Source organism: Mesorhizobium sp. M1143 (assembly GCF_040318435.1).
Classification (GTDB): Bacteria; Pseudomonadota; Alphaproteobacteria; order Rhizobiales; family Rhizobiaceae; genus Mesorhizobium.
The window spans coordinates 136280-161307 of the sequence record NZ_JAMYMJ010000005.1; the positions used below are offsets into that span (position 1 = coordinate 136280).

General features: G+C 62.7%; 26 protein-coding genes and 1 tRNA gene. 15 read left to right on the forward strand and 12 right to left on the reverse strand.

From position 1 onward, the window contains the following. The first annotated feature begins 19 nt into the window (after nucleotides 1-19). The 3 genes from NKH35_RS06515 (at nucleotide 20) to NKH35_RS06525 (ending at nucleotide 2561) form a co-directional block, all read left to right on the forward strand. On the forward strand, nucleotides 20-781 hold the full coding sequence (locus NKH35_RS06515; protein WP_023681345.1) for a GGDEF domain-containing protein: 762 nt from the start codon (nucleotides 20-22) through the stop codon (nucleotides 779-781). 173 nt (nucleotides 782-954) lie between these two features. Next, entirely contained in the window at nucleotides 955-1125 is a 171-nt protein-coding gene (locus tag NKH35_RS06520; RefSeq protein WP_023681346.1) for a hypothetical protein, read from the forward strand. Beyond that, entirely contained in the window at nucleotides 1122-2561 is a 1440-nt protein-coding gene (locus tag NKH35_RS06525) for a GMC oxidoreductase (RefSeq protein WP_023732757.1), read from the forward strand. The genes NKH35_RS06520 and NKH35_RS06525 overlap by 4 nt, the downstream gene beginning before the upstream one ends. A 196-nt stretch (nucleotides 2562-2757) precedes the next feature. On the opposite strand, the gene phhA is transcribed toward NKH35_RS06525, so the two are convergent. Beyond that, complete coding sequence (gene phhA, locus NKH35_RS06530; protein ID WP_023732756.1) at nucleotides 2758-3594, reverse strand: phenylalanine 4-monooxygenase; 837 nt, start codon at nucleotides 3592-3594, stop codon at nucleotides 2758-2760. Between the two features lie 139 nt (nucleotides 3595-3733). Between phhA and NKH35_RS06535 the strand changes: the two genes are divergently transcribed. From NKH35_RS06535 to NKH35_RS06545, 3 genes are all read left to right on the forward strand, one after another. Then, nucleotides 3734-4210: an Lrp/AsnC family transcriptional regulator gene (locus tag NKH35_RS06535; protein WP_023732755.1), complete on the forward strand. Its 477-nt coding sequence runs from the start codon at nucleotides 3734-3736 to the stop codon at nucleotides 4208-4210. A 111-nt stretch (nucleotides 4211-4321) separates the two neighbouring features. Next, nucleotides 4322-5869 carry a magnesium-protoporphyrin IX monomethyl ester anaerobic oxidative cyclase gene (gene bchE, locus NKH35_RS06540; RefSeq protein WP_023732754.1) on the forward strand — a complete coding sequence of 516 codons (1548 nt, stop codon included), beginning with the start codon at nucleotides 4322-4324 and terminating at the stop codon, nucleotides 5867-5869. Between the two features lie 108 nt (nucleotides 5870-5977). Beyond that, nucleotides 5978-6376: a RidA family protein gene (locus NKH35_RS06545; protein ID WP_023687463.1), complete on the forward strand. Its 399-nt coding sequence runs from the start codon at nucleotides 5978-5980 to the stop codon at nucleotides 6374-6376. Between the two features lie 42 nt (nucleotides 6377-6418). Here NKH35_RS06545 and argB read toward each other — a convergent pair whose 3' ends face one another. Both argB and NKH35_RS06555 read right to left on the reverse strand, forming a co-directional pair. Continuing rightward, nucleotides 6419-7312, reverse strand: coding sequence for an acetylglutamate kinase (gene argB / locus NKH35_RS06550; RefSeq protein WP_013528489.1), 894 nt, complete (start codon nucleotides 7310-7312; stop codon nucleotides 6419-6421). Nucleotides 7313-7412: 100 nt separating this feature from the next. Then, complete coding sequence (locus NKH35_RS06555) at nucleotides 7413-7571, reverse strand: hypothetical protein (RefSeq protein WP_023732753.1); 159 nt, start codon at nucleotides 7569-7571, stop codon at nucleotides 7413-7415. Nucleotides 7572-7982: 411 nt separating this feature from the next. On the opposite strand from NKH35_RS06555, the gene NKH35_RS06560 reads away from it, so the two are divergent. The 5 genes from NKH35_RS06560 to NKH35_RS06580 all read left to right on the forward strand — a co-directional run bounded on the left by NKH35_RS06560 (nucleotide 7983) and on the right by NKH35_RS06580 (nucleotide 12434). Next, nucleotides 7983-8522 (forward strand): sigma-70 family RNA polymerase sigma factor, encoded by a 540-nt coding sequence (locus NKH35_RS06560; protein ID WP_352913844.1) that lies wholly within the window; start codon nucleotides 7983-7985, stop codon nucleotides 8520-8522. Further along, nucleotides 8519-9241: an anti-sigma factor gene (locus NKH35_RS06565; RefSeq protein WP_023732751.1), complete on the forward strand. Its 723-nt coding sequence runs from the start codon at nucleotides 8519-8521 to the stop codon at nucleotides 9239-9241. The genes NKH35_RS06560 and NKH35_RS06565 overlap by 4 nt, the downstream gene beginning before the upstream one ends. A gap of 224 nt (nucleotides 9242-9465) precedes the next feature. Further along, the gene (locus NKH35_RS06570) at nucleotides 9466-10023 is read left to right on the forward strand and encodes a fasciclin domain-containing protein (protein ID WP_023681353.1); all 558 of its coding nucleotides are present in this window, start codon (nucleotides 9466-9468) and stop codon (nucleotides 10021-10023) included. A 210-nt stretch (nucleotides 10024-10233) separates the two neighbouring features. Beyond that, entirely contained in the window at nucleotides 10234-10734 is a 501-nt protein-coding gene (gene msrB / locus NKH35_RS06575) for a peptide-methionine (R)-S-oxide reductase MsrB (protein ID WP_023732750.1), read from the forward strand. A gap of 152 nt (nucleotides 10735-10886) precedes the next feature. Continuing rightward, on the forward strand, nucleotides 10887-12434 hold the full coding sequence (locus tag NKH35_RS06580; protein WP_023732749.1) for an FAD-dependent monooxygenase: 1548 nt from the start codon (nucleotides 10887-10889) through the stop codon (nucleotides 12432-12434). Nucleotides 12435-12551: 117 nt separating this feature from the next. On the opposite strand, the gene NKH35_RS06585 is transcribed toward NKH35_RS06580, so the two are convergent. Together NKH35_RS06585 and NKH35_RS06590 are read right to left on the reverse strand one after the other, a co-directional pair. Further along, nucleotides 12552-14153, reverse strand: a complete 1602-nt coding sequence (locus NKH35_RS06585) for a DHA2 family efflux MFS transporter permease subunit (RefSeq protein WP_352913848.1) — start codon at nucleotides 14151-14153, stop codon at nucleotides 12552-12554. 21 nt (nucleotides 14154-14174) lie between these two features. Beyond that, nucleotides 14175-15356, reverse strand: coding sequence for an HlyD family secretion protein (locus tag NKH35_RS06590; protein WP_023732747.1), 1182 nt, complete (start codon nucleotides 15354-15356; stop codon nucleotides 14175-14177). 146 nt (nucleotides 15357-15502) lie between these two features. On the opposite strand from NKH35_RS06590, the gene NKH35_RS06595 reads away from it, so the two are divergent. After that, a complete protein-coding gene (locus NKH35_RS06595) occupies nucleotides 15503-16246 on the forward strand; it encodes a TetR/AcrR family transcriptional regulator (protein ID WP_023681357.1) in 744 nt (247 codons plus the stop codon). 66 nt (nucleotides 16247-16312) lie between these two features. Here NKH35_RS06595 and yihA read toward each other — a convergent pair whose 3' ends face one another. The 6 genes from yihA to rpmH form a co-directional block, all read right to left on the reverse strand. Then, nucleotides 16313-16972, reverse strand: coding sequence for a ribosome biogenesis GTP-binding protein YihA/YsxC (gene yihA / locus NKH35_RS06600; RefSeq protein ID WP_023673242.1), 660 nt, complete (start codon nucleotides 16970-16972; stop codon nucleotides 16313-16315). After that, nucleotides 16969-17607: a CatB-related O-acetyltransferase gene (locus NKH35_RS06605; RefSeq protein WP_023732746.1), complete on the reverse strand. Its 639-nt coding sequence runs from the start codon at nucleotides 17605-17607 to the stop codon at nucleotides 16969-16971. Before NKH35_RS06605 ends, yihA begins: the two co-directional genes overlap by 4 nt. Nucleotides 17608-17925: 318 nt before the next feature. Then, on the reverse strand, nucleotides 17926-18492 hold the full coding sequence (locus NKH35_RS06610) for a fasciclin domain-containing protein (protein WP_352913852.1): 567 nt from the start codon (nucleotides 18490-18492) through the stop codon (nucleotides 17926-17928). A 339-nt stretch (nucleotides 18493-18831) separates the two neighbouring features. Further along, on the reverse strand, nucleotides 18832-20646 hold the full coding sequence (yidC, locus tag NKH35_RS06615) for a membrane protein insertase YidC (protein ID WP_023681359.1): 1815 nt from the start codon (nucleotides 20644-20646) through the stop codon (nucleotides 18832-18834). A 14-nt stretch (nucleotides 20647-20660) separates the two neighbouring features. Further along, nucleotides 20661-21014, reverse strand: a complete 354-nt coding sequence (gene rnpA, locus NKH35_RS06620; RefSeq protein WP_023681360.1) for a ribonuclease P protein component — start codon at nucleotides 21012-21014, stop codon at nucleotides 20661-20663. 16 nt (nucleotides 21015-21030) lie between these two features. Continuing rightward, a complete protein-coding gene (gene rpmH / locus NKH35_RS06625; protein ID WP_008833937.1) occupies nucleotides 21031-21165 on the reverse strand; it encodes a 50S ribosomal protein L34 in 135 nt (44 codons plus the stop codon). Nucleotides 21166-21532: 367 nt separating this feature from the next. On the opposite strand from rpmH, the gene NKH35_RS06630 reads away from it, so the two are divergent. Beyond that, the gene (locus NKH35_RS06630) at nucleotides 21533-23065 is read left to right on the forward strand and encodes an ATP-binding protein (protein WP_023732745.1); all 1533 of its coding nucleotides are present in this window, start codon (nucleotides 21533-21535) and stop codon (nucleotides 23063-23065) included. A gap of 195 nt (nucleotides 23066-23260) precedes the next feature. Further along, a tRNA-Arg gene (locus NKH35_RS06635) sits at nucleotides 23261-23337 on the forward strand. 254 nt (nucleotides 23338-23591) lie between these two features. Here NKH35_RS06635 and NKH35_RS06640 read toward each other — a convergent pair. Further along, nucleotides 23592-24134: an autotransporter gene (locus NKH35_RS06640; protein ID WP_352854072.1), complete on the reverse strand. Its 543-nt coding sequence runs from the start codon at nucleotides 24132-24134 to the stop codon at nucleotides 23592-23594. A 148-nt stretch (nucleotides 24135-24282) separates the two neighbouring features. On the opposite strand from NKH35_RS06640, the gene NKH35_RS06645 reads away from it, so the two are divergent. Then, nucleotides 24283-25011 (forward strand): GntR family transcriptional regulator, encoded by a 729-nt coding sequence (locus NKH35_RS06645; RefSeq protein WP_023714481.1) that lies wholly within the window; start codon nucleotides 24283-24285, stop codon nucleotides 25009-25011. The last annotated feature ends 17 nt before the right edge of the window (nucleotides 25012-25028 follow it).

A 25028-nucleotide genomic window follows, 5' to 3' on the forward strand; every position in this document is an offset into this window, starting at 1 on the left:
GGTTCAGTGGGAGCCAGCGATGAGTCGCATAGTCTTAAAGTCCGCCGCGGTCGCATTCGGCTCGGTAGCCATCTCGCTTTTGCTGACGCTGATCATCGTTCCCGCCATGGGTTTTCCGGTCGACCGCACTGTCTGGCTGACATCGACGGTGTGCCCGCTGGCGCTCGCCTGGATCGCCTGCGCCAGCACCTTCTGGCAGAGCGACCGACTGAAAAACGCGCATCGCGATCTCGCCCGCGCGCATGCCCAGCTCGCCGCCGCGCATCGGCGCCTGTCGGCGAAGGCGAGCCGCGACGACATGACCGGCATGCTCAACCGCGAGAGCTTCTTTGCCGCGTTGGACGGCTCGCGGCGCAAATCCGATCGCGGCGCGCTGCTGATCATCGACGCCGACCATTTCAAGGCGATCAACGACAGTTTCGGCCATCTGACCGGCGATGACGCACTGGTGTTAATCGCCAGCGCCATCGAGCGCGGCGTCCGCAGCGGCGACGTGCTCGGCCGCATTGGCGGTGAGGAGTTCGGCGCCTTCCTGGTCGGCGCTACGGAAGCCGAAGCCCGGCGCGTGGCCGAGCGCATCCGCCGTGAAGTCGAGCTGGTCCGCTTTCGTCCGGTCGACGAGCGCACGGTGCCGCTGACCGTCTCGATCGGCGGCATCACCTGTGCGCAAGATGCCGATGTCTCGGACCTGATGCGCGCCGCCGACCGCCGGCTCTACGAGGCCAAGCACCGCGGCCGCAATTTGTCGATCCTCGACCGGGACATTTCCGAAGCTGCCTAGGTGTTGGTGGTGGGGCTGTTAACGGTTCGCCAACATTGTTTCCACGCAACTGCGCCGTTTACCGGGTTGTAACTCGTTTACAGGCAAGGCTTGGCACGGGAATGGCATGTCTGGCCGGTGTGCCGTTCAGGGAACGCCATGCGTGGATCGAAGCCCCCATCCAGAGACGTGTCATGAGTTTCTTCATCAGGAAAATATCGCGCCGCACCATCGTGCAGGCGCTGATTGCGATGCCGGCGCTACAGCTTTTTCGCAAGCAGCCTGACAGCGACCGCCCCCCGGCCGATCCCGACGAGATCGTCGTGGTCAATGGCTGGATCCTGAAGCGGAGCGACCTGGCATGATCTTCGACAGCTATGAGACGTTTCGAGCCTCGGATTTCAAGCCCAAGGTCTGCATTCTCGGCTCCGGGCCGGCCGGCACCACCATTGCCAGAAAGCTCGGCGCCGCCGGCATTCCGGTCGTGGTGCTGGAGGCCGGCGCACGCGAATTCAGCGACCAGTCGCAGGATTTCTACCGCGGCTCCACGGTCGGCGATCAATATTTCGATCTCGACATCACCCGGCTGCGCTTCATGGGCGGGTCGTCGAACCACTGGGCCGGCTGGTGCCGCGTGCTCGACAAGCAGGACTTTGAGCCCAAGGCATGGGCGCCGGACACCGGCTGGCCAATCGCCCGGACCGACATCGAGCCCTATCTGTCCGAGCTGCACGACATACTCGAGCTTCCCGACTTCAAGCCCGATGTGCCGATTTCAGACGACATACGCTGGGTGCAGCTGATCAAGAGCCCGGCCGTGCGCTTTGGCGAGAAATTCTCCGACGAGCTCGACAAGAGCAAGAACATAGCGCTCGTGCTCAACACCTATGCCACCGAACTTGCCGGGGACGGCAAACGAGTGACCGGCGCCAGGCTGTGGTCGAACGGCAAGGATGCCGGCGCCTTCAGCGCCGATTATTTCATCGTCTGCGCCGGCGGGCTGGAGAATTCGCGGCTGCTTCTATGGTCGAACCAGCGCTCGAATGGCGGCGTGGTGCCGAACGCCACGGCACTTGGCCGCTACTGGATGGAGCACCCGACCTTCGAGGGCGGCAATGCCATCCTGGCCGATTACAGGGAGTTCGAGGTTGATGCCGTCAACGAGGCGTTCTTCTCGCCGACGCTCGCCGCCATGGAGCGGCTGCAGATCATGAATTTCGGCATACGCCTGATCGAGACGCCCTATGCCGGCGTCAAGAGCCTGATTGCCGACCTCGCCTGCACCGCGCCCGAGGCCGCCGAATGGGTCGCCTACCAGCTCAGCCAGAACCTGCGCTGCGCCGCCCAGCTCTACGTCGCCTGGGAACAGGCGCCGCTGGCCTCGAACCATATCGAATTGTCGAAGACCGATGTCGACCGTGCCGGCGTGCCGCGCATCGAGCTGCACTGGAAGAAGTCGCCGTTGGAGCGCCGCACCATCCTCGAGGGGCTCAAGTTGTTCGGAACGACGCTGATCGAGAAGGACCTCGGCCGCGTCCGCATCATGGACTGGCTGACCAATGGCGAGGACTACCCGACGGATGAGGAACTGGCCGGCCACCACCACATGGGCGGCACGCGCATGGGCACCGATGTCGTCAAGAGCGTGGTCGACGCCAACTGCAAGGTGCACGGCATGGATAATCTCTATGTCGGTGGTTCCTCGGTATTCTGCACCTCTGGCGAATGCAATCCAACGACGACGATCACAGCGCTTGCCTGCCGGCTAGGCGACCATCTGACCAAAGTAATCACGGTGTGACGAAGTCATCCACGGTGTGACGAAGTCATTACCGTCTGATTGTCAAAAAAGCGAACGGCGCGACAGGATTGCTGCCGGCGCTACCCATGCCTTGGTGTCGAAACCCTCGGAAATCAGCGCCAACGAGATCTCCGTCCTCCTTTGTGGGGAGGGATTAAGGGTGGGGGTAGGTGCCGCGCAAACCCTTCAGGATTTGCTAAACCGTCGCTGGATCCAGCGCCGGCTGCCCCTTGCGGCGGGCGACGATCGCCTTGAAATCGGCGGTCCGGAACGCATCGCGCAACACGTCGAAGGACGGCAGCACGAAATAGGCGCGCTGGAACTTGTCGATCTCGTAGCCGGTGCGCATCACCGTTTCGAGGTCGAAGGGCACGTGGTGCGCGTCCGGGCTCGCGACGGCGAACTGCAATTCGGTGAACGACGACATCAGCCCGGCGCCGAAAGCTTTCCGCTTCTGGCCCTCCTCCTGTATCAGCCCGTATTCGGCGGTGTACCAGTAGAGCCGGGTGATCATCTCGTCACCGCCCAGTGCAATCACGCTCTCGGCCTTTTCGCCATACATCTGCATGAAGTCGGCAAACACCGGCTGTGTCAGGATGGGCACATGGCCGAAGAAGTCGTGGAACATGTCGGGTTCGACGATGTAGTCGAGCTCGTCCTTGGTGCGCAGCCAGTTGGTCACCGGAAAGCGCCGGTTGGCGAGATGGTCGAAGAAGGGCGCGGCCGGGATGAGGCCAGGCACGGCGACGATTTCCCAGCCGGTCAGCTTGCGCAGCTTGTCTGAGACCGCGCCGAAATCCGGGATCTTGTCGAGCAGGCCGAGTGCGGCGATCCCATCGAGATAGGAATGGTGCGCCAGCTTCTGCGTCAGCTTGGTCTGCCGGTCGCACAACGTGCGCCACACCGCCTGTTCGTCGGCGCTGTAGTTGTAGCCCTGCGCTACGGTGAAGTCGGAACGGCACACTGAATAGTCGCCACGCAGGCCTTGCGCCGCGCAATCACGGGCATATTCGGCAACGCTCATCGTCGTCATGGTTCTTCTCCCCTGATCGTGACACTTGAATCTGTCCGCAGAGTCTAGCGGCGGCCGGCGAGGCAATTCAGCTTTGATGATGGCTTGGGTCCATGATTTGAGGTAAAAATCACCAAGCAGAAGCTGAAAGAGAGTGAAAATGCCTCAGTTCGACGATTTCGAGATCAAGATGCTGGATGTTCTTCAGCGCGATGGACGCAAGCCCGTGTCCGAACTGGCGCAGGAGATCGGCCTGTCGACGACGCCTTGCGCCCGCCGCTTCGAGGCGCTGCAGGAGGCCGGCATCATCAAGGGCTTTGCCGCCGTGCTCAACCGCCGCGCCGTCGGCCTGATGGTCGAGGTGTTCATCCAGGTGCGCCTCACCAGCCACAGCGACGGTTCGCCCGAAAGCTTCATCGCCGCCGTGCAACGCATGGACGAAGTGTCGTCATGCTGGACGATGACCGGCGACCACGATTTCCTGCTGCACGTCATGGTGCCGTCGGTCGACGAACTCAACGCCTTCGTCATGCACCGCCTGATGCGCCTTGCCGGCGTGCGCGACGTTCACACCCAGCTGGTGCTGCAGAACATCAAGGGCCCGGGCCACGTGCCGCTCGCCCATCTCAGGCGGTAGGACACGCATCGCCATTTCTGCGGAAAAGCTGCACGCAAACTGCTGGACGGAGCCCAAATGCGAAACTGAAACGCCGGCTACGCCATGCGGACCGTCGCTCAAAGGTCCGTCATGAACATCGTGCTGATCAATCCGCCGCACACCGCCATCGGCAGCCGCGTGCCCGATGACCATCTGCCACCGCTCGGCCTGCTGGCACTGGGCGGCCCGCTTATCGACGCCGGCCATAAAGTCCGGCTGGTCGATGCCGAATTCGGGCCGATGCCGTTGGAAACGCTGGTGCGCGATGCGCTCAGCGGCCAGCCCGATTGCATCCTGATCGGCCACTCCGGCTCGACCTCGGCGCATCCCACCGCGCTCGCGATCGCCCGCATGGTCAAGGCGCTCGAGCCGGCGACGCTGGTGATCTATGGCGGCGTGTTCCCGACCTATCACTGGCGCGACATATTGGCGGCGAGCGATGTCTTCGACTTCATCGTGCGCGGCGAGGGCGAGGCAACCATCCTTGCCCTGGTCGTGGCACTGGACAATCGCCGGCCGCTGGGCGATGTCGCGGGTATCGCCTATCGCGACGATCTCGGCCGCCCCTTCGCGACGCGGCCGGCCGGGACCACTGCCAATCTGGACGAGTACCGCGTCAGCTGGGAGCTGATCGATCACCGCCGCTACAGCTATTGGGGCGGCAAGCGCGCCGTGGTCATGCAGTTTTCGCGGGGCTGCCCGCATCTGTGCAACTATTGCGGCCAGCGCGGTTTCTGGACCCGCTGGCGGCACCGCGACCCCAAGAAATTTGCGCAGGAGATTGCCTGGCTGCACCGCCAGCACGGCGTCGAACTGATCAACCTCGCCGACGAAAACCCGACCGTATCGAAGAAGGTTTGGCGCGCCTTTCTCGATGCGCTGATCGCCGAGAACGTGCCGGTGCTGATCGTCGGCTCGACCCGGGCCGACGACATCGTGCGCGATGCCGACATCCTGCACCTCTATCGCAAGGCCGGCGTCATCCGCTGGCTGCTCGGCATGGAAAACACCGACGAGCAGACGCTTCAACTGATCCGCAAGGGCGGCAGCACCTCATCCGACCGCGAGGCGATCCGGCTGCTCCGCCAGCATGGCATACTGTCCATGGCGACCTGGGTGGCGGGGTTCGAGGATGAGACCTTTCGCGATCTGTGGCGCGGCTTTCGCCAGCTGCTTGCCTATGACCCCGACCAGATCCAGGCGCTCTATGTCACGCCGCACCGCTGGACGCCGTTCTTCCGCATCGCCAAGGACCGCAAGGTGATCCAGACGGATGCCCGGCTGTGGGACTACAAGCACCAGGTGCTGCAGATGACGCGGCTGAAACCGTGGATGCTGTTCTTCTCGGTCAAGCTGATCGAGGTCGCGGTGCAGTCGCGGCCGAAGGCGCTGGCGCGCATTCTCTTCCACCCCGATCCCGAACAGCGCCATTCGATGCGCTGGTACACGCAAATGGGCCGCCGCGTCTGGTTCCGCGAGGTCTGGGGTTTTCTGGCCCGCGACCGCCGCCTCAAGGATGGTCCGACGCTGGCTGAGTTCTGGGGCGCGCCGCAGGATGCCGATGAGGAATCCATGGTCGACATGCGCCCGCCGCTCAAGCCGGCCGAAGCGGCTGTCGCGATCTCGGCCGGCGCCTGACGGGCTCGCTGCCCTTCATACCTACCGTATGCGTATTGACATACGCAGCGTATGTACTCACCTCATGCATACGGGACGTATGTGAGTGCCCCGGACAATGGAGTGAAAATGACCAAACGTGACGCGATCTTTCCTGCCGGCCGGCAGGCTCTCTACGAGATAAATCGCTATTCTGCTGCAATCCGATCAGGCGATCTTTTGTTTGTCTCGGGCCAGGTCGGCAGCCGCGAGGACGGGTCGCCCGAACCTGTCTTCGAAAAGCAGGTCCAGCTTGCCTTCGATAATCTCGCGGCAGTGCTGAAAGCAGCGGGCGCCACGTTCGACGATATAGTCGACGTGACCACCTTCCACACCGATCCGGCAACGCAATGGCCCGTGATCGATGCCGTTCGGCTGAAGGTGTTCGGTGAACCGCCCTACACCAATTGGACGGCGGTCGGCGTCAACTGGTTAGCCGGCTTCGACTTCGAGATAAAGGTCATCGCGCGCCTGCCCCAGCCTGCCTAAGGGCTGGCCAGCCGACCAACTGGCCGCCAAGCCAGTTGCACCTCAGGGCACGATTAGCGTGCCGGCGCCGTGTTCGGTGAACAATTCCAGCAGCACCGCATGCGGCGTCTTGCCGTTGAGGATGACGACGCCTTCGACGCCGCGCTCGATCGCCTCGATGCAGGTCTCGACTTTGGGGATCATGCCGCCCGACACCGTGCCGTCCTTGATCAGCGCCTTGGCTTCGGCCACCGTCAGCTCGTCGATCAGCTTCTTGTTCTTGTCGAGCACGCCGGGCACGTCGGTCAGGAACAAAAGGCGCGTCGCCTGGCAGGCGCCGGCGATGGCGCCGGCGAAGGTGTCGGCATTGATGTTGTAGGTATGGCCATCGCGGCCGGGCGCCACCGGCGCCAGCACCGGGATCATTTCGGAGCGCGCCAGCAGGTCGAGCAGGGTGCGGTCGACTTCGACCGGTTCGCCGACGAAACCGAGATCGAGCACACGCTCGATGTTGGAATCCGGGTCGATCATGGTCTTGCGAGCCTTTTCGGCGAACACCATGTTGCCGTCCTTGCCGCACAGGCCGATCGCCCATTCGCCCTCGGCGTTGATCAGCGCGACGATCTCCTTGTTGATCGAACCGGCCAGCACCATCTCGACGATTTCGACCGTCTTCTGATCCGTGACGCGCAGTCCGCCTTCGAACTTGGATTCGATGCCCATCTTGGCCAGCATGGCGCCGATCTGCGGCCCGCCGCCATGGACGACGATCGGGTTGACGCCGGACTGCTTCAGCAGCGCGATGTCACGGGCGAAAGCCTTGCCGAGCTCGATATCGCCCATGGCATGACCGCCATATTTCACCACCACCGTCTTGTGCTCGTAGCGCTGCATATAGGGCAGGGCCCGCGAGAGCAGGGCGGCCTGCATTTCGGCGGTGGCGGTGATCTCCGTCATCGGCATGGTTCCCTGGATGCGGGTAAGGACGGCGGCGTCTTAGCGGGAATTGGCCCAGGCCGCAAACAGCTTTGCTATCACGATGATGAAATCTGCCGGATCAGGCCGGCACCTTGAGCGGCGCCCGCCGCGTCAGCCAGCCGGAAATCTTCTCCATCTGCGCGGCGAGCGACAAAACCGTCTGCTCGTCGCCGGGGCGGCCGACGCCCTGGATGTCGAGCGGCAGGCCATTCTGGATCGCTGGCCAGTGGTGAACCACAGGCTCTTGTCCATCAATCGCCCAAACAGGGATCTGATCTCCAAGGCACGGGTCAGATGCAATTTTTCGAGCAGGTTTCGATGAGCTCGTCGGCCCCCTTCGGGTCCATGGCGCGCAGGCAAGCGGCGGATGCGCAATGATCGGGTTGCCTCGGCGCGCGCGATCGCAGCATCGACAAGGTCCGGCGGCGAGATCTCGCCTCTGTGCAACAGCTCTGCCAAGCCGGTCGCATCGTTCTCCCACAGCATCCGTTCGGCCGACATTGCTGTTCCCCTATCTGCGGGAGGCTAACGACAGCCGATTTCCTTGGCAACCGACCGGCGATTACTGGCGATTGGGCGCGGACATCGATTGCGTGGACAACAAGATTTCTGCCTTTGCAAACAAATTGTGATCGCTTAGCTTGTCCGTATGACGCCGCAGGATATCTCCACCCTGATTGTCCGGACCTCGACGAAGGATCGGACTGCGTTCGATCTGCTTTACCGGCAAACCAGTGCGAAACTTTTCGGCGTGTGCCTTCGTGTATTGAAGGATCGCGGAGATGCGGAAGAAGCGCTGCAAGAGGTCTTCGTCAAAGTGTGGACGAAGGCGGATCGTTTCGCTGTTTCTGATCTCAGCCCAATCTCCTGGCTGGTGGCCATAGCACGCAATCATGCGATTGATCGCATCCGGTCGCGACGCAAGCCTGCTGCCGATATCGATGGCGCGCTCGACGTGGCTGACCCCGGTCCCGGGCCAGAGGCTATGGTTGTTGCGGGCGGTGAATCCGAGCGCATCTATCAGTGCCTTGAAGAGTTGGAACAAGACCGGGCGCAAGCCGTTCGGGGTGCGTATTTGAACGGCGAAAGTTACGCCGAGCTCGCGGAACGTCATAAGGTTCCGCTCAACACGATGCGGACATGGCTGCGCCGCAGCCTGTTGAAACTTAGAGAATGTCTGGAAAGATGACCCTGGCAGAAGAAAATGGACCGGAACGTGGAGGCGACGACCTGCTCGCAGCCGAATACGTTCTCGGCGTGCTGCCGGCGGATGAGCGCCAGATAGCCTCCGGACGCATCGACGCGGAGACCGGCTTTGCCCGTCTCGTCGATTCCTGGGAAGTGAACCTCTCGCCGATCGCTGCCGCTTATGCTGAGGTAGAGCCGCCGGCCACGGTCAAGCCGGCTATCGATCGCCGGCTGTTCTCCTCCACCGCGGCGTCGATGACGGCGCCGAGCGGCAGTCTCTGGTCCAGCCTTGCCTTCTGGCGCGGCCTCACCGCAGCGGCTCTCGCGGCCCTGGTACTCTATGTCGCCGTGCCCTACGTCAGGTCGCCGGTCGTCGTGCCACAGGAGCGCCTCGTCGCCTCGCTGGCCGCCGAAGGCAGCGATGTCAAATACCTCGTCGTCTACGACGCATCCCGCCGCGATGTCGGCCTGTCGCTGGTTTCGGGCGAACGCGCCGCCGGCAAGGACTTCGAACTGTGGATGATCGAAGGCAAGAATGCGCCGGTCTCGATGGGTGTCATTCCCGCCGGCCAGGTCACGCACATTCCGGTTACCCCGGCAGTGCAGCAGAAGCTGGCGCAAGGCGCCGTGCTTGCCGTCAGCGTCGAGCCGACGGGCGGTTCGACGACCGGACAGCCGACCGGACCGGTCGTTGCCGCGGGCGACCTGAAGGGCATCTGATAAATCGTAAGATCATGACGTGACAATGAAGGCAGCGGAAGTACATCTTCCGCTGTTTTCGTTTTGGATACGCTGCTGGAGATTAGAGATTCGATCTCCGGAGATAATTCGCCGACAAGATAAAGGATAAATTTTTCCCGGCGCGCGGAAACTCAGGCAGTTCTATTACGTATCTCCTCATGTTCCCGAAAGAGGAAACAATAACCCTGAGGAGTTCGAACACTATGCGTAGAATCGCCACCCTTTTGCTCGCCGGTACCATTGCCGTCTCCGCCCTCGCCACAATCGCCTATGCCGAGAATCCGATGGTTGGCGGCGCCGCCATGTACGCCAACAAGAACATCGTTGAGAACGCCGTCAATTCGAAGGATCACACGACACTGGTCGCCGCCGTCAAGGCTGCCGGCCTGGTCGAGACACTGCAGGGCGCCGGCCCGTTCACCGTGTTCGCGCCGACCAATGAGGCCTTCGCCGCGCTTCCGGCTGGCACGGTCGAGACGCTGCTCAAGCCCGAGAACAAGGACAAGCTCACCAAGATCCTGACCTGCCATGTCATCGGCGCTAAAGCGATGGGCGCCGATGTCGCCTCGATGGCCAAGGCCGATGGCGGCACCCATAAGGTCAAGACGGTTGGCGGCTGCGAGCTGTCGCTCAAGGCTGATGGCGGCAAGGTCACCGTGACCGACGAGAACGGCAATGTCGCCAATGTGACGATCGCCGATGTCGAGCAGTCGAACGGCGTCATCCACGTCATCGACAAGGTCCTGCTGCCGAAGATGTAACAAAGCCCTGCCGCCGACGAACAGGCGGTAAGCTCCTGCAGATTGCGCGGCCCCGCCCCCGTGGGCCGAGCAAACGACCGAGCGCTCCATCCCGTCCGCAACAAGCGCGGAGCCGGTGTGGAGCGTTCGTTTGCAGGGCAACCGTCACCGGCTTTTGATTTTCCAGTGGCGGCCAAATCTGGCAAAACAACCCGCAGGAGGATTTCTGTCATGAACCGTCGCGACTTGCTTTTGAGTGGCGTCGCCGTTGCCGCAGTTGCCGGCGCGGTGGCAACGCTGCGCATGGGCGGACCCCAACCCGCCAGAGCTGCTGAAACCTTCGAGGTCACCAAGACCGACGCCGAGTGGCACGCCATCCTGTCGGATGAAGCCTTCAACGTGCTGCGCAAGGAAGGCACCGAGTATCCCGGCACCAGCCCGCTGCTCAACGAGCACCGCAAAGGCATTTTCGCCTGCGCCGGCTGCGACCTGCCGGTCTATTCCTCGGAGACCAAGTTCGATTCCGGCACCGGCTGGCCGAGCTTCTGGCAAGAGATTGCCAACGCCGTCGGCAAGACCGAGGACCGTTCGCTGGGCATGTCCCGCACCGAGGTTCATTGCCGCCGCTGCGGCGGTCATCTCGGCCATGTCTTCGACGATGGCCCGGCGCCGACCGGCCTGCGCCACTGCATCAACGGCGTTGCGCTCAGCTTCAAGCCGGCAACTGCCTGACCGTTCGGCGTCTTTTAGCGGGGTGGGGATTTGGAGCCGGCGTGACGACCTCCTCCTATCTATTGAAATGGGGCGAAAACAGTCAACTTCAAGAATTGGCAGACGGCTTTTTATGCGTAGATTCCGCAGCCCTAACGAGAGGGCCAGAATCTATGCAACCAACCAAAGCACGGGCTCGCGACGGCGAGCCCAAATCGACCGCCAAATCGACCGACGGTGTTGATGCGGACCGGCCGCGAATATCCCATTCCGTGGTGATCGCCGGCGGCGGCCCGACCGGGTTGATGCTGGCCGGCGAGCTTTCCCTGGCCGGCATCGATGTCGCCATCGTCGAGCGGCGCGAGAACCAGGATCTCGCCGGCGCGCGCTCGGGCGGCCTGCATTCGCGCACCATCGAGATCTTCGACCAGCGCGGCATTGCCGATCGGTTCCTGTCGCAAGGCCAGACCGCACAGGTCGCAGGTTTCGCCGGCGTTTCGCTTGACATCAGCGACTTCCCCACCCGCCACAATTACGGGCTGGCGCTGTGGCAAAAGCACATAGAGCGCATCCTTACCTGCTGGGTCGATGAACTTGGTGTCACGGTCTACCGTGGCCGCGAGGTGACAGGCTTTGTGCAGGATGCAGGCGGCGTCGATTTCGCGCTGACAGATGGCGGGTCGCTTCGTGCCGATTATCTTGTCGGCTGCGACGGCGGCAGAAGCCTCGTGCGCAAGGCGGGGGGCATAGAGTTCCCCGGTTCCGAGCCGACAACCAGCAATTTGATCGCCGAGATCGAGGTGACAGAAGAGCCGCAATGGGGTATCCACCGCGATGCCATCGGAATTCACGGCCTCAGCAGACTGGAAGGCGGTACGGTACGGGTGCTGGTGACCGAGCGCGAGGTCGGGGCTGGCGGCGAGCCAACTTTGCGCGATCTCAGCGAGGCGCTCATTGCCGTCTACGGCACCGATTATGGCGTCCACAATCCGACATCGCTGGCCCGCTTCACCGACATGACCCGGCAGGCAGCCTCATACCGCAAGGGGCGGGTGCTGCTCGCCGGCGACGCCGCGCATGTCCATCCGCCGGACGGCGGACAGGGTCTGCAGACCGGTGTGCACGACGCGGTCAATCTGGGCTGGAAGCTCGCCCAGGTTGTCAGGAAAACTGCGCCCGAAAGCCTGCTCGACAGCTACCAGGCAGAGCGCCACCCGATTGCCGCGCGTGTGATGAAAAACACCATGGCGTCGGTCGCGCTGCGTCGCGAAGACGAGCGTACCAAAGCGTTGCGCGATACAATGGCCGAACTGCTCGCCATGGAAGAGCCGCGCAAGCGTTTTGCCGGGATGATGTCCGGCCTGGACATTCACTACGATCTTGGCGAAGGGCATCCGCTGCTGGGACGTCGCATGCCTGATCTCGACCTCGTCACCGCTGCCGGTCCGCTGCCGGTCTTTGCCCTGCTGCACGACGCCCGGCCGCTGCTGCTCAACTTTGAAAAACCCGGCGCTTTGGACATCCGCCCGTGGGCTGATCGGGTTCGGACTGTCGACGCCAGCTACGATGGCGCATGGGAGCTTCCGGTGCTGGGGGCAGTCGAAGCCCCACGCGCAGTGCTGGTCCGGCCTGACGGTTATGTGGCCTGGGTCGGCGGCCCTGAAGCAGCCGGGCTAACCGACTCGCTGACCAAATGGTTTGGGCCGCCTGCCGCAGCATAGCGCGCCGGGTGTTCGACCAAGGAGCTTGACAACGATCGATGCTTAAGCGTGACCCCGGAAATCGGGGGTGATTTCCGGGGTCACACATGAGGGCGCCAGGCGGGGGGTCCGGCGCGCTCAATGGCCTCCGCCACCGCTGCCCGCGGGCGGCGCCGGCTTGGCGATGACCAGGGTGAAGACCGCCATGGTCGCGAACAGCACGGTCAGCATGGTGAACACATCCATGAACGACAGCAGCGACGCCTGCTGCTGGACCATGCCCGACAGTTTGGAGATCGCCGCCTTGGTGGCGTCGAGGCCGGGAGTCTGCTGGAAGTCGAGCGTCATGTTCTGCAGCTTGGTCTGCGCCGCCGCACTGCCCCATTCCACATGCTCGGCCAGCCTGGCGTAGTGGAAGGCGCTGCGATCGATCAGCACGGTGTTGATGACGGCAAGGCCGACCGCACCGCCGAGGTTGCGGGTCAGGTTGAACAGGCCCGACGCGTTCTTCAGCCGGTCCGGCGGCAAGGTGCCGAGCGCAATGTTGTTGATCGGCACCATGCACAGCATCATCGAGCTGCCGCGCAGGATCTGCGGGATCAGCAATTCCCAGAAATCCCAGTCGGCGGTCAGATGCGTCATCCACCATGTGCCGGCAGCGAAGCCGAACAGCCCGATCATCATCATGATGCGCAAATCCATCTTGCTCGACAGGATGCCGGAAATCGGCGCAGTGACGAACATCGCCAGGCCGCTGACGAACAAGGCTTCGCCGATCATCATGGAATCGTAGCCGCGGATGCGCCCGAGGAACACCGGGTAGAGATAGGTCAGACCGTACAGGCCGATGCCGATGACGAAAGAGAACAGCGAACCGAAGGCGAAATTGACGTTGGTGAAGGCCCTGAGATCGACGATCGGCTCCTCGGCGGTGAAGGCACGCCAGAAGAACAGCGCCGCACCGACAACCATGATGATGGCGCAGATGAACACGGCCTGTTCCTGCAGCCAGTCATGGTTCGGACCTTCCTCGAGCACATATTCCATGCAGCCGAGAAACGCCGCCATGCCGGCAAGGCCCCACCAGTCGAACTTGCTGAACAGGCCGAGATTGGGCTTGTCGAAATCGATCAGGGTCCAGGTCGTGACCGTCACCAGAATGCCTGGAATGACATTGATGAGGAACAGCCAGTGCCACGACATGGCATGGCTGATATAGCCGCCGACGGTCGGGCCGATGGTCGGCGCCAGCGTCGCCACCAGGCCGATCATCGGCGACACCATGGCGCGGCGCGACGGCGGGAAGATGGTGAAGGCGGCGGCGAAAACGCTCGGGATCATGCCGCCGCCGATAAAGCCCTGGATGGCTCGGTAGACGATCATCTGGTCGATGTTGGTGGCGGTCGCGGCCAGCGCGCGGGCCGCCGGGAAGCCGGCCGCGGCGCCTGCAAACAGCACGCGCGTCGACAGCATCCGGCTGAGGAAGCCCGACAGCGGGATCATCACCACCTCGGCGATCAGATAGGCGGTCTGCACCCATGGAATTTCATCGGAACTGGCGCTGAGGCCGGCCTGGATCTCGGCCAGCGAGGCTGAGACGATCTGGATGTCGAGGATCGCCATGAACATGCCGAACACCATCGCCAGGAAGGCGATGAGGCGGCGCGTCGAGATGGTCGTCGGCACCGCCGGCATGGCAGGCGCCGGCGCCGCTCCTGCGGTTATGGTTGCGGTTGCCATGGCGTTGCTCCCGGCTTTCGCTCAGTTCGCCGTAGCCGGAGCCGTGCGGCTGTCGACGGCGACGACCACGCTCAGGCCGGCGCGCAGCCTGCCTGCCTTCAGCACATCGGCCGGAACGTCGATGCGAACCGGGATGCGCTGCACCACCTTGGTGAAGTTGCCGGTGGCATTTTCCGGCGGCAGCAGCGAGAACACCGCACCCGAAGCCGGCGCCAGCGACGACACCGTGCCTTCGAAATCATGGCCGTCCGTGGCGTCGACCGAGACCCGCACCTTCTCGCCGGGCACCAGCTTGGCCAGCTGCGTCTCCTTGAAGTTGGCAACGATGTAGAGCTTGTCCAGCGGCACCACGACGGCGAGCTTCTGGCCCGGGCTGACGAGGTCGCCCTGCTCGACCGAGCGGTTGCCGACGACGCCGTCATAAGGCGCCTTGAGCACGGTGAAGGACAGATCGCGCGCGGCCTTGTCGCGGTTCAGCCGCAGCGAAGCCAGCGTGCTGGCCGATTCGGCGCGCTGCGCTTCGAACACGCCGATATTGGCCTGTGCGGCTGCAATCTGCGCGTCGGCGCCGACGAGGGCCGCATTGGCCTGGTCGAGAGCGGTCTGGGCATCGTCCAGTTGCGCCTGTGTGCCGACATGCGTCTTGACCAGTTGCGCGGCGCGCTGCTGGGCGCGAGCGGCGTTGTCGGCTGCCGCCTGGTCGGCGACCTTCTGCGCCTGCGCCTGTTGCAGCGAAGCTTGCGCCGCCTTGGTCTGCGCGTCGATACGGTCGAGCGTCTTGGCCAGCGTGGCGATCTGCGCCTCCGCCTGGGCAACGGCTATTCTGTAGTCGCCGTCGTCGATCGTCAGCAGCGGATCGCCGGCCTTGACCTGCTGGTTCTCCGAGACCTTGACTTGATCGACATAGCCGGAAATCTTCGGCGAGACGAACGACATGTCGGCCTGGACATAGGCATCGTCGGTCGAGATCAGGAACCGGCCGTCGGTCCAGTAATTATAGCCATACCAGGCGCCGGCGCTGAGCAGAGCGAGGCCGATGATCGGCAGCATGAACGAGCGAGCCGACCGCTTCTTCTTGGCCGGCACCTCGGCCAAAACTTCGGCGGCAGGCTTGATGGGCGCTTCCGGCGCTTCGATAACCGGCGAGACCTTGGCGTTGGGAAAGGGGCGGACTTCGGCGGTGGTTGGCGTGTTCGAGGACATGATATCTCGCTACCGTAGCTACATAAGGAAAATGTGTTATACTGAACCGTTCGGTTCGATGCGAACGTTGACATAGCGCTAAAGCAGGCCCATATCAAGAGCAATCGAACCGCTCGGTTCGAATTATTTCGCGAGGTGTGACTTTAATGGCCGACACGTTACCCGACGTCGAAAATGATCCGTGCGATGTGCTGGATAGTGCGCGTCGCGGCCGCCCGGCGGCGGGCCAGGATCCGGTCAAGCGCAGCCAGATTATCGAGGGCGCGCGGCGCGTGTTCATCGACAAGGGCTTCGAAGCGGCGTCGATGAACGACATTACCCGCGAGGCCGGCGTCTCCAAGGGCACGATCTATGTCTACTTCGCCAACAAGGAAGAGCTGTTCGAGGCGCTGATCGAGGAAGAGCGCGGCACCATCTTCAAGAACATGTACGACATGCTCGACCGCGCCGACGATCTGCGCCAGACGCTGGTGAAGTTCGGCAAGGTGCTGTCGATGAAGATCACCTCGGCCAAGGTCATCCAGGCGCAACGCACCGTGATCGGCGCCTCCGACAGGATACCGGACATGGGCGCGCGGTTTTACGAACGCGGCCCCAAACGCGGCCACGACAAGGTGGTCAAGTTCCTCAATGCAGCCATAGAACGCGGCCTGCTCAAGATCGATGATGTCGATCTTGCCGCCTATCAATTCACCGAACTGTGCCTCGCCGGCCTGTTTCGCCAGTGCATCTTCGCCTACCGCACCAAGGCGCCGAGCCAGGATGAAATCGACCACATCGTGCGGTCGGGCGTCAGCCTGTTCCTGAAGTCCTACGGCACCGAAAAGCTTGCCGAGGAAGAAAGCCACCAGATGATCGCGCTCGAGGCGAAGTCCAAGGCAAAGGCCTAGTTAGCCAAAGGTCTTTTTTCGCAACTCCGGACGGAAAACCGCTTCACACTTTTCCCGGAGTTGCTTTTAACCGCCATTGGCCGCCAGCACGATCGCCGCGCGCAGTTCGTCCAGACCCTCGCCCTTTTCCGACGACGTGGCGAGCACGAACGGAAACGCCGCCGGCCGCTTCTTGATCTTCAGTAATGTCTCTTCGATCAGCTGCGGCACGCCGGCGGCCTTGATCTTGTCGGTCTTGGTCAGCACGATCTGGTAGGACACCGCCGCCTTGTCGAGCAGCGACAGCACTTCGTCGTCCTTGGCTTTGATGCCATGGCGGGAATCGATCAGCACATAGACCCGCTTCAGCGTCACGCGGCCCTTGAGATAGTCGAAGACCAGCTTGGTCCAATCGTCCACCTTTTCCTTCGGCGCGCTGGCATAGCCGTAGCCCGGCATGTCGACCAGCGCCATTGGCGGCAAGTCGGTGCCTTCGCCGGAAAACCCGCCCGGCACGAAATAGTTGAGCTCCTGCGTGCGCCCCGGCGTGTTGGAGGTGCGCGCCAGCCCGTTATGGCCGACCAGCGCATTGATCAGCGACGACTTGCCGACATTGGAGCGGCCGGCAAAGGCGATCTCCGGCGGCCCCTCCGGCGGCAGGAACTTCATCGCCGGCACGCCGCGGATGAAGATCCACCCCTTGGTGAACAGGTCGGTTCCGATGACGGTGTTGCCCAGCGCGTTCAAATCGCTGCCTCCAGCCTGGAAATATCGGCGCCCCGAATGGCGTTGAGGTTGCGGCCGATCTTGTCCACCGGCCAGTTCCACCACGCCACGGAAAGCAGCCGCCTGACCGTCCTGTCGTCGAAACGCATCTTCACCACCTTTGCCGCATTGCCGGCGACGATCGCATAGGCCGGCACGTCATGCGTCACCACCGATTTCGCCGCCACGATGGCGCCATTGCCGACCGACACGCCGGGCATGATCACCGCATCCATGCCGATCCATACATCATTGCCGACCACCGTGTCGCCGCGCAGTTCCTGCGACCACGTCTTCGGGTCGAAGCCTTGCTCCCAGCCATGGCCGAAAATGTTGAACGGATAGGTGGAAAAGCCGGACATGGCATGGTTGGCGCCGTTCATGATGAAGCGCGCGCCCTCGGCGATGGCGCAGAACTTGCCGATGATCAGCTTGTCGCCGATGAAGGGATAATGATGCAGCACGCACCGCTCGGCGAATTTGTCCGGTCCGTCAGGATCGTCATAGTAGGTGAACTCGCCGATCTCGATATTCGGCGCGGTGACCAGGGGCTTGAGGAAGCCGACGCGGGGGTGCATCGGGATCGGGTGTTTGATGTCTGGGTTGGGTCCGTCCATGGCGAGATCCGTCGAGAGTGGCGCAAATTAAAGCCGCCATTCGAGATGGCGTGATCCGCCCTATAGCACCAATCGCCCGATGAGCGAGCCCTGCTGGGCTTCGATGTTCAGTTCGTGCCGCGGCAGATCACGATCAGGTCGACCGCCGCCGTCGGCTAAGGCGCCCTGAAACAAAAAAAACGGGGCCCTGCGAAGGACAAGCAGGACCCCGGTGGTGTCGAAGACGGCTTCAAAAGAATGGCACCTCCTCGTGAGGTGGGGAAGGCAGACCGAGAAAGCCCGTCGCAGCCCGCCGTCATTCCCCGTTGCGTAAAGCCGTTACTTCGGCAACAGCACCTTGTTGACGACGTGGATGACGCCGTTCGACTGGTTGACGTCGGCGACCGTTAACCTGGCGGCGCCGCCGGATTCGTCGACGATATAAAGCGCGCCTTTTTTTACCTCGGCGATCAGCGTGTCGCCGCTGACGGTCTTCATTTCATACTTGCCACCCATCGCCTTGGCCTTGGTCATCATATCCTTGGCCGAGATCTTGCCGGCCACGACATGGGCGGTCAGGATCTTGGTCAGCTTGTCCTTATTTTCGGGCTTCACCAGCGTGGCGACGGTGCCGGCCGGCAGTTTCTTGAAGGCGGAATCGGTCGGCGCAAACACCGTGAAGGGTCCCGCGCTTTCCAGCGTGTCGACCAGGCCGGCGGCCTTGACGGCGGCAACCAGCGTCTTGTGGATCGGCGAGTTGAGGGCGTTCTCGACGATGTTCTTCGAGGTCAGCATCGCAGCGCCGCCAACGGCGGGATTGGCGAGCGTATAGGCCGTCGTAGCTGCGAGGCCCGATAGAGCCAGGCCGGCGGAAAAGCAGAATGCCTTGAGGATGGACTTTGCCATTGGAGAACCCTTCTGGTGCGACAATTGTTGATTCGATTGTCGGGAAGAGTTACGCGGCGATTGCGGGAAAGTTTCGGTGCAGAGTAAAAAAGGATAATGATAACAAATATTTAAAGGCGAATGCCCATTCCACGCGCCGCATCCCCGCGATGGACATGACGGGGTCACGGATCAAAAACAGCGGTCTTCGGATTAGAGCTGATCGGTGTTGATCGGCCTTGGCGGTACAAGCAGCAGCCACGCCGGTTGCACGCCGCAAGTTTCGCGCCTCACGGGAACGTGATGCGCGCCTCGTCCACAAAAACACCGGACGAGCCGGGGCTTTGATTGCCACGCTGTTTATTCAGCTGGCGAGGGTTTCTTTCGGAACAATGCCGTCAGATTGTCCCACAATTCGATCTTGGCGCCCTGGCGCTTCATGATCACGCCCTGCTGCAGGATCGACAGCGTGTTGTTCCAGGCCCAGTAGATGACGAGGCCGGCCGGGAAGCTGCCCATCATGAAGGTGAAGATCACCGGCATCCAGGTGAAGATCTGCGCCTGCGTCGGATCCGGCGGCGTCGGGTTCATGCGCATCTGCAGGAACATGGTGATGCCCATGACCACCGCCCAGGCGCCCATATGCGGCAGGAATGCCGGCGGCGCGAAGGGCAGCAGGCCGAACAGGTTGAAGACCGAGGTCGGATCGGGCGCGGCCAGATCCTGGACCCAGCCGAAGAACGGCGCGTGCCGCATCTCGATGGTGATGTAGAGCACCTTGTAGAGCGAGAAGAACACCGGGATCTGCAGCGCCACCGGCCAGCAGCCGGCGAGCGGATTGATCTTCTCGGTCTTGTACAGCTCCATCATCGCCTGTTGCTGCTTCATCTTGTCGTCCGCGTATTTCTCGCGGATCTCGAGCATCTTGGGCTGCACCTTCTTCATGTTCGCCATCGACGCATAGGATTTGTTGGCGAGCGGGAAGAAGAGGGTTTTGACGACGACGGTGGTGGCAAGGATGGCCAGACCGAAATTGCCGAAGAATTTGTACAGCGTGTCGATCAGGTAGAACATCGGCTTGGTGATCCAGATGAACCATCCCCAATCGATCAGCCGGTCGAACAGCCTGATCTGGCGATCCTGGGCGTAGGCGTTGATCTTGTTGACTTCCTTGGCGCCGGCGAAGATCTCGGTCTCGACCGTCGCCGACTGGCCGGCGGCAATGGTGATCGGGTCGGTGAGGAAGTCCGACTGGTAGCGCGGGCGGCCATTGTCGTAATAGGCATAGTGCGGCTGGAAGGGCTGCTTCTCGGTCGGCACCAGGGTGACCGCCCAATATTTGTCGGTGATGCCAAGCCAGCCATCGGTCGATTTGCTCGGCGTATAGAGCTTGTTCTTCTCGATGTCGGCGTATTTGTGCTCCTGCAGGCCTTCGGTTCCCGTGACGCCGATCAGGCCTTCATGCAGCACATAGGAGCTGGCGACGGCCGGCTTGTCGAAACGGATGACGCGGCCGTAATTGGACAGCGTGACGGGGGTCGAGCCTGAATTCTGCACCGCATCGGAAACGGTGAACATGTAGTCGCCGTCGACGGAGATCGTGCGCTTGAAGGTCAGGCCCTTGTCGTTGGTGAAGGTCAGCGTCACTGGCGTCGCCGGCGTCAGCGTCGCATTGCCGTCGACGCTCCAGACCGTTTCCGGGCCCGGCACCGTGCCGGTCGTGTCGCTGCCGACAAAGCCGATCTCGGCATAATAGCCGGTGGGCAGCGCCTGCGGATTGAGCAGCTGGATCTGCGGCGATGTCTTGTCGACCGTCTCGGTGTAGTGCTTGAGCTTTAGGTCGTCGAGGCGGGCGCCGGTGAGGTTGATCGAGCCCGACAGGCTCGGCGTGTCGATGTTGACGCGGGCCGTCTTGGCCACTTCCTGCGCGCGGCCTTCCGGCGTCGTGACATAGGTGCCGGGCGCGTTTGGAATGGCGCCGGGCGCCGCGGGCGCCGGCGTGCCGCCGGGATTGGCGGCCTCGGCCGCCTTCTTCTGCTCCGCCGCCCGCTGCTCTTCGATGCGGGCCGCCTCGCGCTGCTGTTCGCTCCGCGGCAGCACATAGAAATATTGCCACAGCCCGAGGATCAGCACCGACAAGACGATGGTGATGTAGAAGTTCCGGTTATTTTCCATCGAAAGCCCTTGGCCTATCGTGTTCCGCTGAGACGGCGGGAGAGTTCGGCCTTCAAGTGGCCGAACGGAATGGTGAGCACGTCTTCACGCCCGACAATGACATAGTCATTGCCGGGCGCCATGTCACTTGCGGCATGGGTGCGCACGGCTTCTTTCAGCCGCCGCCTGACGCGGTTGCGCACAACCGCATTGCCGACCTTCTTGGTGACGGTGAAGCCGACGCGCGGCGGCAGACCGTCTTTGCGGTCGAGAACTTCAACGAGAAAAAGCCGCCCGCGCCGCTTTTCACCGCGGCGGACGGCCAGGAATTCCGCACGTTTCAGAAGCCGCTTGGGGTTTGGTCCCACTGGCTTGCCGGTTGCGGGCAACGATCTCGTCTTCCGTTCAGGCGCTGAGCCGCTTGCGGCCGCGGTTGCGGCGAGCTGCGACGACGCCGCGACCACCCTTGGTGGCCATGCGAGCACGGAAACCGTGCCGGCGTTTGCGGACGAGTTTGGACGGTTGGTAGGTACGCTTCATTTGTTTTAATACCGCGGGGTGCGGCCCTTCTTGATTCTGTCACTGTGTAACAGGAGCTTTGCCGGGCCGGCATTGGCGCGATCGAAACCGCGCCGGGACGAATGGCCCGAGCGTGAGCGGCTTATAGAAAGAAGGGTTTTGGGAGTCAATCCAGCGCGAACTATGAGTTCGTCGCAGCGCGAACGCCAGTTCGTCGCAGTGCGAACTGCCAGTTCGTCACGACGCGACACCCCGTTCGTCGCGGCGCGAACACCCAGTTCGAGGCTATCTTTATTGCTGGCACCATCGTCCAACGAAGGATGAAATTGGCAAAAAAGCCGCAATCACCTAATCTCAACCGATCAAGCGTTTGTGAAGACAGGCCTTAATGAGCGAAGTTGCATCAGCGGATGAAGGGAGCGGCCCGGCGACAGCCGATGCCAGCCCGGCGACCGTTCGCCCGGTTGCGAGCCGTTCGGTGCCCAATCGTTCAGTGCCCTTGGCGCGCGGCCTGTCGACCAAGCTGCTCTTGCTCACCATTGTCTTCGTGCTCCTGGCCGAAGTCCTCATTTTCCTGCCCTGGATCGCCAGCTACCGCCTGGCCTGGCTGAAGGAGCGGCTAAGCACCGCTGCCGCGGTGTCGATCGTGCTGGTGCAGGGCGAGCCCAATTCGCTCTCCCGCGCCGCCCAGAACGACGTGCTGATGGCAATCGGCGCCAAGGCGATCGCGGTGCGCGACGGCGGCGTATCGCGCCTGCTGGTGGTGGCCGAGATGCCGCCGCAGGTCGACGAGCACATCGACATCGCCAATGTCGGCATGATCAAGGGCATGACCGGGGCGCTGGATACGCTGTTCTTCGGCGGCAAGCGCATGCTGCGGGTGTTCGGCCCGGTCGTCGACAGCGACAAGGAATTCGAGCTGATCATGCCCGACTATTCCCTGCGCAACGCCATGCTGCGCTATTCGCGCAACGTCGCCTTCGTCTCACTGCTGATCTCGCTGTTCACCGCAATGCTGGTCTATGCCGCGATCGACCTGATCATGATCGGCCCGATCCGCACCATGACGCGCTCGATGCTGTCCTTCTCCGAGGCGCCCGACGATCCAGGGCGCATCATCCACCCGGCCGCCCGCGCCGACGAGATCGGCGTTGCCGAGCGCGAACTGTCGCAGATGCAGGAACGGCTGCAAAAGATGCTGTCGGAGCAGAAGCACCTTGCCGACCTTGGCCTCGCCGTCTCCAAGATCAACCACGACATGCGCAACATCCTGGCCTCGGCGCAGCTGATGTCGGACCGCTTGCGCCTGGTCAAGGACCCGACGGTGCAGGCCTTCGCGCCAAAGCTGTTGCGCGCGCTCGACCGAGCCGTCTCCTATTCCGAAGGCGTGCTCCACTATGGTCGCACGCAGGAGCCGGCGCCCTCACGCCGCCGCTTGCGGCTGCGCCAGCTGGTCGACGACGTCCACGGCCTGCTCGACATCGAGGGCGGCATCGAATTCGTCAATGCCGTCGAGCTCGCCTTCGAGGTCGATGCCGATTCCGACCAGCTGTTTCGCGTGCTCACCAATCTCTGTCGCAACGCGGTCCAGGCGATGGCGGCCGACGCCGAGAGCGCGCTGGTGCGCCGGCTCGCCGTATCGGCCGAGCGCATAGGCAGCGTAAGCCGCATCATTGTCACCGACACCGGTCCCGGCCTGCCGGCGAAGGCTCGAGAAAACCTGTTCGCGGCGTTTCGCGGCTCGGCCCGCAGCGGCGGCACCGGCCTTGGCCTGGCCATCGCGCACGAACTGATCCGCGCCCATGGCGGCACGGTGGAGCTGGTCGAATCGATCGGCGGACGCACCACCTTCGCCGTCACCATCCCCGACCAGCCGGTCCGCCTCGACCAGGCCCGCAACGGCCTGCGCCGCCCGGCCTGAGCAGTATTGATATTCAGCCGAAGCCGGACTTTAGCTGAATCTCAGCACACCTTGATCGACACCGTCGAAAGCAGCTGCGACAAAACTTTTGCCGGATTGGCTTGCTTTTCGGAAATTCAGTCGCTAGGGAACACGTCTTGTCGCGGCTGGTCGTCAGGATCGGTTAGCGGGGCTATGTAAAGCATGGCCTGTTGCGCGCCCGTAGCTCAGCTGGATAGAGCACCAGACTACGAATCTGGGGGTCAGGAGTTCGAATCTCTTCGGGCGCGCCATTTCCGCCGAAACTGTGATTTCCTGCGATCCGCTAGCCGGTCTTGGGCTCACATATGAAGAGCAGGTCGCGGAACACGTTGCCGAGCACCGCCTCATTCGAGTGCTGGAGAACTGGACGCCGCCTATTCCAGGCTTCTTCATGTATTACCCCAGTCGCCAGCATCAGCCTGCCGCACTAACTGCGCTAATCAACGCGCTGCGGTGTTCTTGAAATGGGCCGGTATGCGGCGACCGTTATTCCGCCTATCCCGGATCAGGACCCAATCGGCCTCGCACCAGCCAGATACCGCATATTGTCGAACGGCTCTGCCTGGTTGCTGTCCGGGCTCCACATGTGGCGGTGGGTCTCGGTAAGATTGCCGAGATAGACATGCAGGGCGCCTGAGCGGGCGCTGCCGGTGTTGGCCACCGCGTGCACCGTATCAGGGGTCATGTGCACCACCGCGGGCGCCGCGATGTCGTGGCGTTCCGGCGCATCGATCTCGCTGCCGTCGACGGGATAGATGAAGTTGGTCTCGCTGCCCTTGTAGATGCCGATCAGCGCATCCATTAGATGGTTGTGCGGCGGGTACCGCAGGCCGGGCGACAGCGTGATGTGGTAGATGGTCAAGTCAGGGCTGGCATGCAGCAGCACCTCATCGTCGTCTTCCTCATGCGCGAGCACGCCTGATGCATGGAAGCAGTCGGTGTGTTCGCGCAGCACCGCCTTGACCCGTTCGATGGCATGAGCACCTTTGGCTGCGTTGACGATACCGGCGGTTACGGCGTAGAGAGGCGAGTTGGCGGCAAGAGACATTTGTCGTCATCTCCATTGGGAAGCTCAACCAATACAGCTGAGATGCTCAGGCTAGCGAATGCCGACAGACCCGTCAACCCGGATGGTCGAAACGGGCAAGCAGACTACGCGGGCAGACCACGCGGGCAGACCAAACGGGCAGGCAGATATGGCTCTTCCGAAATCAGTGTCACCGTCCGCCGTCAAGGCGCCGTCGACCGCCGACATATTGCGCAGCGAGGAAGCTTATGAGCAGCTCAAGAGCGACATCGTCGCCTGCGTCCTGCAACCCGGCGAAAGCCTGACCGAAAAGCAGATCGGCGACCGCTACCAGATCAGGAAGGCGACGATCCGCTCGGCTTTGGCCCGCCTGACGCAGGAAGGGCTGATCAAGAGCGAGCCGCGCCGTGGCTATGTCATCGCACCGCTTAGCCTGCGCGACGTCAACGAGATTTTCGACGTCCGCAGCCTGATCGAGCCGGAAGTGTTCCGGGTGGCCGCGGCCAACCTCACCGAACGCGGGCTCGACGACATCAGGCTGGCGGCGCAGAAGGTGCTGAAGCCGGAGACGCTGCGCAGCCATGTCGCCTTTCTGGCAGCCGACCGCGCCTTTCGCCTGGCCCTGGCTGAACTCTCCGGCAATCTGCGGCTGGTTCGCCTGCTCGACCAAACGCTCGACCAGTCGGAGCGTGTCCTCCATCTCGGCTTCAAATCGCGCGACTTCACGCAAGCGATCATCGGCCAGCAGAAGGAGTTGGTGCTTGCCTGCGAGCTGGCCGAAGTCTCGGCCATCGCAAAGCTTGCCCGCTCGCAGTGCCTGTCGCTCAAGAAGCAGGTGCTCGAGGCCTTGCTCGCCGGCTCCAAGCTGCAGGACGCCAATTTGCAAAGCTTCGCCTGAGGCGCGAAGCCCGCGCT